Origin of the sequence: Runella limosa DSM 17973 (assembly GCF_000482465.1) — a bacterium.
In the GTDB taxonomy this organism is placed as follows: Bacteria; Bacteroidota; Bacteroidia; order Cytophagales; family Spirosomataceae; genus Runella; species Runella limosa.
In genome coordinates this window covers 21,962-35,500 of sequence record NZ_AXVJ01000042.1, presented here as the reverse complement: position 1 = coordinate 35,500, position 13,539 = coordinate 21,962, and the positions used below count along the sequence as shown (strand labels likewise).

Here is a 13,539-nt window from a genome sequence, read left to right as displayed (position 1 = left end):
AACCTATGAAGAAAGTAATCATAAGCGGAGGAGGTACTGGAGGGCATATTTACCCTGCCATCGCCATTGCCAATTCCTTAAAAGCCATTGATCCTTCCATTCAGATTTTGTTTGTGGGAGCATTGGGGAAAATGGAGATGGAAAAAGTACCCAAAGCAGGTTATGAAATCATTGGCCTGCCTATTTCGGGGATAAAACGTGAGCTTTCGGCCGATAATCTTTCGTTTCCTTTCAAACTAACGCGTAGTTTGTTGAAAGCCAGAAGCATTATCAAAAGCTTTCAGCCCGACATTGCCATTGGCGTGGGAGGCTTTGCCAGTGGGCCATTGTTAATGGTTGCTTCCTTGATGGGCATTCCGACGCTTATTCAGGAACAAAATTCATACGCAGGAATTACCAATAAACTCTTGGCAAAACGTGCCAAAGCCATTTGTGTAGCGTACCCCAACATGGAGGCTTTTTTTCCAAAAAATAAGCTCAAACTAACAGGCAATCCCGTCAGGAACGACATAGTAAATAGTACCAATAAACGCGAATTAGCCTATGAGCGTTTTGGGTTGCAACCTAACCACAAGACATTACTCGTCATTGGTGGGAGTTTGGGAGCAAAAACCATCAATGAAAGCATCGAAGCTGGCCTGAAAATGATTATAGATTCGGGCTACCAAGTGCTTTGGCAAACAGGCAAGCCTTATGCAGAACGTGCAAAAGCGGCAGTAGAGGCTCTAAAAACGCCCTATGCTCGGGCTTTTGATTTTATCTATGAAATGGACTTGGCCTATGCCCTTGCCGACGTAGTGGTATCTAGGGCTGGCGCATTGTCGGTATCTGAGTTATGTTTGGTTGAAAAACCAGCTATTTTGGTTCCTTTCCCTTACGCATCCGAAGACCATCAAACCAAAAATGCGATGAGCTTGGTAGAACAAAACGCGGCACTTTTGGTGAAGGACAAAAACGCCAAAGACGAACTTGTTCAAACCACGTTGCGGTTGTTACAGGATGTCGATAAACAACAAGAATTAAGTAAAAACATCAAAAAACTAGCGAAACCTAACGCGGCAAAAGAAATTGCAGAAACCGTACTAAGTCTGATTTAAGATGAATATTCAACATTTCAAATATATCTACTTTCTTGGCATCGGAGGCATTGGGATGAGTGCATTGGCGCGTTGGTTCAACATCAACGGCTTTGCAGTAGCTGGCTATGACCGCACTGCGACTGCCCTCACCGACACCTTGGAAAAAGAAGGAATTTCGGTTCATTTCGACGACGATATTGCGCACATTTCTGCGGATTTTTTGAAGGACCCCGCTCAAACATTGGTCGTATTTACCCCTGCTATCCCAGCCGATCATTCGGAGTATAATTATTTTAAACAGCATGGGTTTATCCTTCAAAAGCGTTCTCAGGTTTTGGGTTTAATCGCGGGTGGAATGTTTACGATTGGGGTAGCGGGAACCCACGGAAAAACGACGACCTCTTCCATGACAGCGCATATTTTGCGGCATTCGGGCATCAATTGTGCCGCTTTTTTGGGTGGAATCACGCAAAATTATGGTACCAATATGTTGCTAAATGAACCAACAGATGAATTAAAAAATGTACCATGTGTTGTCGAAGCCGACGAATTTGATCGGTCTTTTTTGACCCTTTTTCCCGAAATTGCGATAGTTACCTCCACTGATGCCGACCATTTAGATATTTATGGCACTCACGACTCGGTACTCGCTTCATTTTCGGCTTACGTAAGTCAGATAAAACCCCAAGGGCGCTTGTTTATGCGCAAAGGGCTACAATTAGCCGAAAAGACCCAAGCCAAGGTTTTTGAGTATTCTATCGACGAAGGCGACTACCACGCCGAAAACGTGCGTATCGAAAATGCTTGTTTCCTCTTTGATGCTGTCCATCCAAACGGAATCATCAAAGACCTAACGCTCAAAGTTCCTGGTTTTCACAACGTTGAAAATGCCATTGCTGCCATCGCCGTAGGTTTGGAAATAGGTCTTTCGGACGACCAAATTCGTGCAGCCATCGCGTCGTTTGGCGGTGTAAAACGCCGTTTTGAATATTATCTTAAAACCGACACCAAAGTCTTAATTGATGACTATGCCCATCACCCAGCAGAGGTAAAAGCATTTTTGACATCAGCCAAGGCGCTTTATCCAGATCGGCACGTAACGGCTATTTTTCAACCACACTTATTTAGCCGTACGCGTGATTTTGCCGACGAATTTGCCGAAAGTTTATCGTTGGCAGACCGTGTTATCTTATTGGATATTTATCCCGCTCGGGAGCTACCAATCGAAGGGGTAAGTTCCGATTTAATATTCCAAAAGATAACATGTGACAAAGTACAATGTTTGAAGTCGGAGTTAATAGATGTACTTAAACAACAAAGATGTGATGTTGTAACAACCATTGGGGCAGGGGATATTGATCGGTACATTTTACCCATCAAAGACGTGTTGCAAACAACTTAACGACCATGAAACGCTGGATTTGGATCATTTTAGGGGTATTAGTAGTTGGCTCATTATTTTTTTACGTTGAGTATCAACAAAATAACAAACGATGTAAAAGTGTCGTGGTGAAGCTCGATAACAAAGCAGAGTATCCATTTTTTAGCGAACAAGACATCAAAGACCTACTCACAGTGAAAGGAGTTGATGTAGTTGAGGGGATGAATTTTTCGGATATTAACTTTAAAGGGCTCGAAAAAAGAGTCTTAAAAAACCGTTTGATAAAAAAATGTGATGTTTTTCGGGATTTATCTGGAAATTTGGTCGTAGCAATCGAACAACAACGCCCCATCGGACGAATAATGGGTAGCTTTAACGAAGCAACTCAGCCAATAACGGCCGAATCTGGGGGGTACTTAACGGAATCTGGGGATATTATTCCTCTTTCTGGACGATTCGCCGCTCGTACGGTTATTCTTTCGGGAGATTTTTTTAAAAATACCAAAGCCATCAAATCTCCCAAAGGAGAACAGCTGATAGATTTTTTAAAACAGCTACAGCAAAATTCTTTTTGGAAGTCTCAAGTGACCGAAGTCATTGTGGCAGAAGACGGAGAACTAACATTAACCCCCCAAGTGGGACAACACCAAATTGATTTTGGTTTTCCAGAGGACGCAGACGTCAAATTTGAGAAGTTAAAGGTCTTTTACAAAACCATCCTCCCCATCAGTGGTTGGGAAAAATACCGTCGAGTAAGTGTAAAATTTAAAAATCAGATAGTGTGTGAATAATCCTTTTCTATTCATCACCAACCTATCAATAATACATATCATAAGTTTTTATTAAAGCCTTAGCACATCATGTCAGAACACGAAATTTATTTAGGAATAGACATTGGTAGCACCAAAGTAGCTGCGGTTTTAGCAAAACCAAAAAAGCTAAGTAACCATACGATGCTTCAGGTGATAGGGATGGGCTCAGCCCGCAATGAAGGTGTTCACCGTGGGAACATCAATAACCCCATCAAAACCAAAGAAGCCATTCGTCAAGCGCTTGAAATGGCAGCAAAAAAAGCGGATCGCATTGATTTGTTATCTCATAACCTATTCGCCTCTGTCAATGTAAGTGGGACACACTTAGCAACAACATCGGAAACAGGCTCAGTGGCCTGCCATGCCGTTGGTGTGCAAGGAAGAGATGTGAAATCATTGTTTGAAACCATGCAGCAAACGTTTGATTCTGACACAAATCAAATCATTCACTTGCTTCCTCTCAAGTTTTCGGTTGGAGAACAGCACGAAATTATTGACCCTGTTGGGCATACTGGACTTAAATTAAGTGGTGATTTTAAAATCATTACCGCAAAAAAATCGGCGTTGCACCAAATCAAAGATTCGCTACAAAAAGCGAACCTTTCGGTCAATGAAGAAGATGGTTTTTCAGCTTCTCCACTGGCTTCTGGCTTGGCTATTCTTTCCGAAGATCACAAAAGCCTAGGGGTTGTACTGGTTGATATTGGCGGCGGAACCACCGACATTGCCATTTATCATGATGGGTTATTATGTCATACTGTGGTGTTGCCTTTTGGGGGTAATCATATCACGAACGATATTCGCGAGGGTTGTCATCTTACCCACGAAAGCGCTGAAGAAGCCAAAATTTTCCTAGGTGAAACCGACCCAAAAAACTGCTCACTAAACACCTTGTTGGTGATTCCAACTGCCGAAGGTATTCCGCCCATTGAAATTGTGGCCCGCAATGTCGTCTTGATTGCCCGGGCGCGATTGCGTGAAATCGCGGCTTTGGTACTGTCTGAAATCAAAAAAGCAGGATATGAGCACAAATTACGTGCAGGTATCATCTTGACGGGAGGAACGTCAAAAATTAAGGGGATTGAGAGCATTTTTCGGGAAATCACAGGAATGTACGTTCAGATTGGCACGCCCAAGAACCTCGAGCGAAGCAATAGCGCACTCGATTCGCTTATCACCGACCCGTCTTACACAACAGCCTTAGGTTTGGCCTGGTCTAGTGTAAAACCACTCGATAAACGAATCGAAAAAACAACGGCTACCCCTGAGCCAGAGCAAAAAAAACCAAGCAGCAGTTGGTCTATCCCTGGTTTTCGTAAAAGCACGTCTCAGGAATCAACCATCAAAGAAATTAGTACCTTTATTTGGAAAGGTCTTACCCAAGATGACATCAAAGGACACGACGATTATTAATAAAGGCCAAAATATCCCTACCTAGTTTGTTTATTTTTAAGAAAATATGGTTTTTGCACGAAAAAACGTTTTTGAGCACGACTACGAGTTTGTTATGGAAGAGTCAACCCACTTAGACGATGCCCCTATCATCAAGGTAATTGGTGTAGGAGGGGGAGGTAGCAATGCCGTCAACCACATGTATAAAAAAGGCATCAAAGATGTGGTGTTTGTGGTATGTAATACCGACAAGCAGGCGTTGATGCGTAGTCCTATCAATAACAAAATTCAATTGGGAGCCGATAGCCTCAAAGGCTTAGGGGCAGGAACGGACTCTTCTACTGGCCGCAGTGCTGCTGAAGAAAGTATTGAATATATTCGTCAATTGATGCAACCTCCTACCCAAATGGTATTTATTACTGCTGGTATGGGGGGAGGAACAGGAACTGGTGCTGCTCCTGTCATTGCAAAGGTTGCCAAAGAAATGGGGATGTTAACTGTTGCGGTTGTGACAGCTCCCTATAGCCACGAAGGCCGTATTAAGAAAAATCAAGCCATTGATGGTATCAATGCCCTCAAAGAGCATTGCGACACGGTGCTGGTCATTCTCAACGACGAATTGGCTAAACTATACGGAAAATTACCGATTCTTCGTGCTTATGAGCACGCTGATAACGTCCTTTCAAACGCTGTAAAAAGTATTGCAGAAATTATCACCGTCCACGGAAGTGTCAACTCCGATTTTATGGACGTCAAAAAAGTACTTCAAGGTGCAGGTACGTCTGTGATGAGTTCGGCGGTTTCATCGGGCGAGCATCGGGCTGAATTGGCGATTGAGGCGGCGCTTAACTCACCGCTTCTCAACAACCGCGATATTCGTGGTGCCAAACGTATCCTTGTGACGCTTGCTTCAAGTACGCAAGAAGAACACATGGCCACGCTTGATGAGCAAATGATTATCACTGATTACATCGAAGGACTCATCGGAGACGAAGCAGATATGTGTAAAGTGGGTATTATTTTTGATGATGCCCTTGGTGATCAGTTGTTGGTGACAGTCATTGCGGCGGGTTTTGAAGACTCTCACTTGCCGTTTAATTATGACACAAGTGTAAAGCAGCGAAAAGAGCCAGTTCAACTACCATCGGTTTCTGACACCCTCCAAAGAAACAACACTTTGCCACCTACACCTGCTCCAGAGCGGAAAGCAGAGTATAATCCTAGACAATCGACTGCTACCACTAGCAATTCGCCAATTTCCGTTTCTCCGCAAAAACCAGAGGTAACTGAGGCAAAAATTGAGGTAACAAAACCTGTACAAGAACCGCCAAAAGTAGAAGTACCACCGCCTCCAAAACCTGTTTTTGAGGAGCCAGTGACACCGCCACAAACTCCAGTTGAAAAAACACCCGAGGAACCACAAGAAGACCCAGAGATTTTACGCCGTCTTGTACACGATATTTCGTACGGAAAATATTCGGAGAAAGAACTCGACAAACCTGCCTTCTTGCGTCAAAACGTGGTTTTATTCCAGAAACCAAATTCACCTGGCGATGTGTTTATCCAAATTCTTTTAGACAAGCACAAAAGATAAGATGACAGGAATTGATTCCATTCAAAAAGATTTATACTCCCTAGGCAGCCCCGAAAAGGCTGCCTTTCTTTCGCGCTTTTTTAAAACAGGAAAAGGCCAATATGGAGAAGGAGATTTGTTTTTAGGCATTACCATGCCCGAAATACGGTCTGTGGTTGCAAAATATTCCTACCTGACTATTCGAGAATGGCAAGCGCTACTTATTAGCCCTTACCACGAAATTAGAATGGCCTCTTTGATTGGCTTAATGAAGCATTTTCAAAAATCAAAAAAAGACCCCGCTGCTCAGAAGCAAATTTTTGATTTCTACCTTACGCACCTTGATTACATCAACAATTGGGATTTGGTAGATGTCACCTGCCGCGATATTGTTGGCGCTTACTTACTAAAACAAGACCGCAGCATTCTGGATGACTTGGCGCAACGCCCTCATCTTTGGGCGCAACGCGTGGCAATGGTCTCTACTTGGTATTTTATCAAACACAATCAATTTAGTGACACCTTGCGTATCGCAGAACTTCTATTGACTCATTCTCACGACCTTATCCACAAAGCAGTTGGGTGGATGTTGCGCGAGGTAGGAAAACGTGATGAACTCGTCTTGGAAGAGTTTTTAGACACCCATACCAAACAAATGCCTCGAACCGCATTACGGTACGCCATTGAACGTTTTCCTGAGTCAAAACGCAAGTATTATCTATCACTTTGACACATAGATTGATTTCTTATGTATCTTTGGCGCGGCCTTTAAAAGGCTCAAAACGCTATTGAGTTTGATTATCAGCGTCTTATCTAAACTCAAAGTACACAAATCAAAACTCGAATCTAACTCATGTCTTGGTTTACTAGAAAAGAAAGGGGCATCCAGACGCCCACCGAAATGAAACGCGAAGCTCCTGATGGGCTTTGGTATCAGTGCCCTAGCTGCAAGCATGTTATGCACACTCGCGAACATAAAGTCAATGCTTATACGTGCGTAAAATGTAATTATCACGAAAAAATTGGTTCGGAAGCATATTTCTCTGTTCTTTTTGACAATGCAGAATACACCGAACTTGATGCCAATATGCTATCGGGAGATCCTCTCAGTTTTGAAGATACAAAGAAGTATCCCGATCGTATTCGTGACACCGTAAAGAAAACAGGACTAAAAGATGCCGTCCGTACCGCTTATGGTAAAATGGATGAACTCGACATTGTTGTAAGTTGCATGGATTTCAACTTTATTGGTGGGTCTATGGGCTCGGTAGTAGGAGAGAAGATAGCCAGAGGAATTGACCACGCATTGCAAAATAAAATGCCGTTTTTGATGATTTCTCGCTCTGGTGGCGCACGAATGATGGAAGCAGGCTATTCGTTAATGCAAATGGCTAAAACTTCGGCCAAACTTGCACTCTTGTCGGAAGCAAGAATTCCGTATATATCTTTACTTACGGATCCCACCACTGGTGGTGTTACGGCATCCTATGCTATGTTAGGTGATTTTAATATTGCCGAACCTGGCGCACTTATTGGGTTTGCAGGACCGCGTGTTATTCGCGAAACCATTGGTAAAGACCTACCCAAAGGTTTTCAAAGTGCAGAATTTGTCTTAGAACATGGCTTCCTAGATTTTATCGTCGATCGCAAAGACTTAAAAGATAAGCTTGCGAGTTTACTACGAATGCTTCAATAAATTCCCACTTTCTGGAAAGCATCATACTTTCCAGAAAGTTTTTTTATTCACTATGCGTCTTGTATCCCACCCTGTCTTATGTAATTACTATGTGACGTATCGCTGTAACGCCGCTTGTAGTTTTTGTGACATTTGGGAGCGACCTTCTCCGTACATAACCCTCGATGAAGCCAAAGCCAATCTGGCTGCCCTAAAGCGGTTAGGGGTGAAAGTTGTTGATTTCACAGGGGGCGAACCATTATTACATCGTCAGCTTGACGAGCTGCTAAAGGAATGTAAACGGCTGGGGCTTTTGACTACCATTACGACCAACTGTTTGCTTTACCCTAAATATGCCAATCGCCTTCGGGGGTTTGTTGACATGCTTCATTTTTCTCTTGATTCTCCTGAGCGAGAAGAACATGATTTATCCAGAGGAGTAAAATGTTTCGACAAAGTCATGGAATCTATCCAACTCGCGAAGTCGTTGGGAGAGCGTCCAGACATACTTTTTACCGTTTTTGAGTCGAATATTCACCAGATAGAAAAGGTTTGGCAAGAAATATGCAAACCTCACGGCCTTGTACTTATCCTAAATCCCGTCTTTGAGTATAACAAAGTGGGCTCCCAGCTCTCTCCAGCGGCATTACAGCAGCTTAGGCAGTGGGGAAAAAAAAGCAATGTCTATCTCAATGATGCCTTCATTCAGTTACGTCTTGATGGCGGAAACCACACAGATTCCCCCATTTGCCTTGCAGGTAGTACCACCATCGTCATTTCACCTGAAAACAAACTAGTATTACCCTGTTATCATTTAGGGCTGAAAGAATTTGCGATTGAGAATAATTTATATGAGCTATACCTCTCAGACGAAGTTCAAAAGCTAATCGCACTAGAAGGCCGTCTTCCAGCTTGCGAGGGTTGTGCCATCAATTGTTACATGCAACCATCATTTGCCGTGACCATCAATAAATATTGGTGGAAAGCGCTTCCAAGTACCCTCAAATACAACAGAATAAAAGGGACGTGGAAACAACTCTTTTGATACTTCCCTTATTCTTCCTTAATTTTGCCTTGTGTTATTAGAAGCTAACTCATTAATTTAGAGGACGTAAGACCACTTTTACTCTACTTTTTTAGTGTTTTAGCATCCCATTTTAGACATCCAATTTCGTCCAAGTGTCTAGGAAAACCAGCCATTCCAGCAATAAAATACCCTGGTTTTCAGTAATTTACAGGCAAAATCCGTTTATTATCGGGCATATTTTAGTAGAACTACGACCAATATTCAATCCTCCCAATGATTCAATTTTTCAACGAAGACGTGGATTTTAAAATTCCTAATCCGCGTAAAACAAAGACGTGGCTCAAAGACATCATTGAGTCCGAAGGGTTTGAACTGAACCAATTAAATTACATTTTTTGTTCTGACGAATACTTACTCAGCGTAAATCAGCAATACCTTAATCATGATTTTTATACAGATATTATCACTTTTGATAATTCAGAAGAAATAGAAGGGATTGTCGAAGGGGATATTTTTATCAGCATCGACCGGGTAAAAGAGAATGCCGAACAATTATCAAAAACTTTTAAAGAAGAATTGTTAAGGGTACTTGCTCATGGTGTTCTTCATTTAGTGGGATATGACGACCACGAAGATGAAGATGAATTAGTAATGAGACAAAAGGAAGATACATACATTGCTACCTTTCCGAAGTCATAAATGTGGTTCTTCACAAAAATGTTTCATGTGAAACATTTTTAAATTTTCCACAAAACAGCACATTTTCACGACATTTGATTAATTAAACAAAAACTTTATGTTTCCAGAATACGACGTGATTGTAGTAGGAGCGGGGCACGCAGGTTGTGAGGCGGCGGCAGCGGCGGCAAACATGGGCTCCCACGTTTTACTCATCACAATGAATATGCACACGATTGCCCAGATGTCGTGTAACCCAGCAATGGGCGGCGTCGCAAAAGGGCAAATTGTACGAGAAATTGATGCACTCGGAGGACAGTCAGGAATCATTAGTGATAAAACAATGATTCAATTCCGAATGTTGAATCGCTCAAAAGGTCCCGCAATGTGGTCGCCTAGGTGCCAAAGTGACCGAATGCGTTTTGCAGAAGAATGGCGAATGACATTGGAACAAACCACAAACGTGGATATTTGGCAAGACACAGCGAAAGAAATTATTGTAAAAGATAACAGAGCTGTTGGAGTAAAAACTTCACTCGGTGTGGAAATTACCGCCAAGTCAGTGGTGCTAACCAACGGCACATTCTTAAACGGATTAATCCATATTGGTGAAAAACAATTTGGAGGAGGTAGGGTAGGGGAGAAGGCTGCTACTGGAATAACCGAACAACTTATCCAATTGGGATTCGAGGCTGGGCGAATGAAAACAGGGACGCCACCTCGCATAGACGGTCGTTCACTAGACTATACAAAGATGGAAGAACAGCCAGGTGATGAAATCCCAAGCAAGTTTTCTTACACAGAAACGCCACCACTTACCCACCAAAGAAGCTGCTGGATTACCTATACCAATGAAAAAGTACACGACGTTTTAAAAACTGGCTTCGATAAATCGCCCATGTTCACGGGGCGAATTAAAGGGCTTGGGCCCCGTTATTGTCCGTCAGTAGAAGACAAAATCAATCGTTTTGCGGACAAAGATAGCCACCAAATTTTTGTAGAACCCGAAGGCTGGTCAACCGTAGAAATGTATATCAACGGTTTTTCAACATCACTTCCAGAGGATATTCAATACAAAGCAATTCGACTTATACCAGGTTTTGAAAACGCAAAAATGTTCCGACCAGGGTACGCCATTGAGTATGATTATTTCCCACCAACCCAGCTAAAACTCACCCTAGAAACTCACTTGGTTGGTAATTTATTCTTTGCAGGTCAAATCAACGGAACGACAGGGTACGAGGAAGCAGCTTGCCAAGGACTCATTGCAGGAATCAATGCGCACCAAAATGCGCACGAATTAGATGCTTTTATTTTAAAAAGATCCGAAGCATATATTGGCGTATTGATTGATGACCTCGTAAACAAAGGGACGGAAGAACCTTATCGAATGTTTACTTCTAGGGCAGAGTACCGTACTTTACTCCGCCAAGACAATGCCGATATTCGACTCACGGCATTAGGGTATAAAATAGGATTGGCCAGTGAAGAACGCTTAGTACGTGTACAAGAAAAAATTGCCAATACAGACGTAATTTTAGAAGAACTTCAAAAAGTAAAAGTGACGCCCAATGAAGTAAATCCGATTTTGGCAGAGATAGGTACGTCCCCAATTCGAGAAAAACAACCCCTGTATCAATTGTTAAAACGGCCTGATGTAGAAATCGAAGACATCAAAATACTCAGTGAAACGTTCGCCACATTTTTAAATGGTTTTAACGAAGAGTCAGCAGAACAGGCCATGATAAAAGTAAAATACGAAAGCTACATTGAGAAGGAAAGATTAATGGTCGAAAAAATGAACAAGCTGGAAGACCTCGAAATCATTCCTAATTTCGATTATGACAAAGTCCCTGCACTTTCTTTTGAAGGACGACATAAGCTAAAAACCATTCGACCGCACACCTTGGGGCAAGCCTCCAGAATCAGCGGAGTTAGCCCTTCGGATGTTTCGGTTTTATTAATCCACATAGGACGCTAATTTTTTTATTGATTACCAAAAGAAAAGGGGAACTTTGAAAGTTCCCTTTTCTTTTGGTAGAAAGTCATCAAACAATAAACTCATTTTAAAAGATGTTAATTTGCAAGGGCTAACAAAAGCCCTTTTTATTTTTGTTAAAAATTTCGCCCAACACATGAGTTCCTTCAACATAAAACAGTTAGTAAATACACTTTGCATTTACAGTCTGCTGACTGCTGCTTTTTACTTATTACTACTGGGTTGCTCCCAACCCATTTCTCCAACGGGAGGAAAACGAGATACAATTCCGCCAAAGTTGATAAAGAGTATTCCTGAAAATAAGCAAACCAACTACAAAGGAAAAATCATTGAACTTGAATTTGACGAGTACATCGTAGCTGAGAATCTACAGCAAAAATTATTGATTACACCCGACCCAGGCGAGTATGAGTACAAAGCAAAACCAACGAGCGTTCGTCTTGTATTTAAGAAATCACTGGATTCAGCCAAGACATATTCGTTTTCATTTGGCGATGCAATCAAAGATTTTAGCGAAAAAAATCCTGCCAAAAATTTACGACTTGTATTTAGTACAGGCATTGGAATCGACTCTGCACTCGTTAGGGGAGAGGTGAAAGACGTGCTTACCAACAAGCCCATGATTGATGTCTTGGTTGGACTATACCCACATTCGGATACGCTCAATATCGAAAAAATGAAGCCCATGTATTTTACACGGTCGGATAGTTCGGGTAGGTTTAGCATCGAAAATATTCAGTCCAACCTCTATCGTCTTGTGGCTTTCGATGATAAAAACCGTTCATTTACCTACAATTTGAAGACGGAGAGAATCACTTATTTAAGGGATAGCCTCGTAATCAAAGATTCTACGCAATTCTCAGGCGCTTCCCTCAAGCTGTTTTTTGCCAATACTACCCCCGCAAAAGTGAAGGGAACCATCCCAAGAACCAATTATTATTCTATCAATTACGACAAGGGGTTTGTGGATTATAAGGTAAAGTTTGATAATCCAAACGACACTATTCCCTACCTACAGAACGGCCCAAGCGAGTTAAAATTCTTCAATACCAAGAATAGGAAAGACACATTAGTGGCAAAAATTATGATTAGAGACTCGGTAGGAATTATGTTTGAACACGTTCAAAAAATCAAATTTCGAGAAGCCCGCAACGCAGGGAAAAATAGTGATAGCAATAAAGAACCGTTTGATATGAAAGCCAGTCACCAGGACAATGACCCTATCGAACCTCGATTATTTACCTTAAAGCTCACATTCAATAAACCCTTAGCAGAAGCTAGGTTGAACCAAATTCAGTTGGTAAGTGATAGTCTCAAAACCGAACAACTACTTTCTAGCGATTATACATGGGAAAATAATAAAACCATCCTCACCCTTACACACCAAATTTCAGCCCGTAAGTTGTTGAAGGTTGTCCTTCCCAAAAGCACTTTTTTTAGTGTTGAAAACGACACCATTCCAGAACGGATATTTAAACTTCCCATCATGGATGAAGAAGACTATGGAATGTTAGAAGGAGAAATTAAAGGAGCCAAGCAACCTTTTATTATAGAGTTATTGGACGAGAAATTTGAGGTCGTCAAAACATCCACCAAACCATCATTCCAATTCAGTTACTTAAAGCCAGCCCTATATAATATTCGAATCATCGTAGATGAAAATCAGAATGGGAAATGGGATGCAGGCGATTTTAAAACCCGAAAATTGGCCGAACCCATTCTTTTTTATCCTGATACCATCAAAGTCAAGAAAAATTTTGTCTTGAGTGGCATAGATATAGACTTATCCACAAAATAATTCACAATTCACATACGGTGTGGAAAAGCTAATGCGCCAAGAGGCGCATTTTTTGTACATACTCAAAATAAGCGTAGGTAGGTTTTAATCTGTGAAACGTCATTTTCACAAAAAAGAACATTTGG

11 protein-coding genes are annotated in these 13,539 nt (G+C 41.8%); all 11 read left to right on the top strand.

Features of this window, described 5'->3' with window-relative positions:
* Positions 1 to 5 precede the first annotated feature (5 nt).
* Positions 6 to 1,097 (top strand): undecaprenyldiphospho-muramoylpentapeptide beta-N-acetylglucosaminyltransferase, encoded by a 1,092-nt coding sequence (gene murG, locus K339_RS0103390; RefSeq protein WP_028522353.1) that lies wholly within the window; start codon positions 6 to 8, stop codon positions 1,095 to 1,097.
* Position 1,098: 1 nt separating this feature from the next.
* On the top strand, positions 1,099 to 2,481 hold the full coding sequence (gene murC, locus K339_RS0103385; RefSeq protein ID WP_028522352.1) for a UDP-N-acetylmuramate--L-alanine ligase: 1,383 nt from the start codon (positions 1,099 to 1,101) through the stop codon (positions 2,479 to 2,481).
* A 5-nt stretch (positions 2,482 to 2,486) separates the two neighbouring features.
* Positions 2,487 to 3,251, top strand: coding sequence for a cell division protein FtsQ/DivIB (locus tag K339_RS0103380; RefSeq protein WP_028522351.1), 765 nt, complete (start codon positions 2,487 to 2,489; stop codon positions 3,249 to 3,251).
* 69 nt (positions 3,252 to 3,320) lie between these two features.
* Positions 3,321 to 4,685, top strand: a complete 1,365-nt coding sequence (gene ftsA, locus K339_RS32465; RefSeq protein ID WP_051397785.1) for a cell division protein FtsA — start codon at positions 3,321 to 3,323, stop codon at positions 4,683 to 4,685.
* 46 nt (positions 4,686 to 4,731) lie between these two features.
* Positions 4,732 to 6,258: a cell division protein FtsZ gene (ftsZ, locus tag K339_RS32460; RefSeq protein WP_051397784.1), complete on the top strand. Its 1,527-nt coding sequence runs from the start codon at positions 4,732 to 4,734 to the stop codon at positions 6,256 to 6,258.
* A gap of 1 nt (position 6,259) precedes the next feature.
* Positions 6,260 to 6,967: a DNA alkylation repair protein gene (locus tag K339_RS0103365; RefSeq protein WP_028522350.1), complete on the top strand. Its 708-nt coding sequence runs from the start codon at positions 6,260 to 6,262 to the stop codon at positions 6,965 to 6,967.
* Between the two features lie 123 nt (positions 6,968 to 7,090).
* Positions 7,091 to 7,933, top strand: coding sequence for an acetyl-CoA carboxylase, carboxyltransferase subunit beta (gene accD, locus K339_RS0103360; RefSeq protein WP_028522349.1), 843 nt, complete (start codon positions 7,091 to 7,093; stop codon positions 7,931 to 7,933).
* 52 nt (positions 7,934 to 7,985) lie between these two features.
* Positions 7,986 to 8,957 (top strand): radical SAM protein, encoded by a 972-nt coding sequence (locus tag K339_RS0103355; RefSeq protein ID WP_028522348.1) that lies wholly within the window; start codon positions 7,986 to 7,988, stop codon positions 8,955 to 8,957.
* A 255-nt stretch (positions 8,958 to 9,212) separates the two neighbouring features.
* Positions 9,213 to 9,638: an rRNA maturation RNase YbeY gene (gene ybeY, locus K339_RS0103350; RefSeq protein WP_028522347.1), complete on the top strand. Its 426-nt coding sequence runs from the start codon at positions 9,213 to 9,215 to the stop codon at positions 9,636 to 9,638.
* Between the two features lie 97 nt (positions 9,639 to 9,735).
* Positions 9,736 to 11,598 (top strand): tRNA uridine-5-carboxymethylaminomethyl(34) synthesis enzyme MnmG, encoded by a 1,863-nt coding sequence (mnmG, locus tag K339_RS0103345; RefSeq protein ID WP_028522346.1) that lies wholly within the window; start codon positions 9,736 to 9,738, stop codon positions 11,596 to 11,598.
* Between the two features lie 154 nt (positions 11,599 to 11,752).
* Positions 11,753 to 13,414 carry an Ig-like domain-containing domain gene (locus K339_RS0103340; protein ID WP_157607460.1) on the top strand — a complete coding sequence of 554 codons (1,662 nt, stop codon included), beginning with the start codon at positions 11,753 to 11,755 and terminating at the stop codon, positions 13,412 to 13,414.
* Positions 13,415 to 13,539 lie beyond the last annotated feature (125 nt).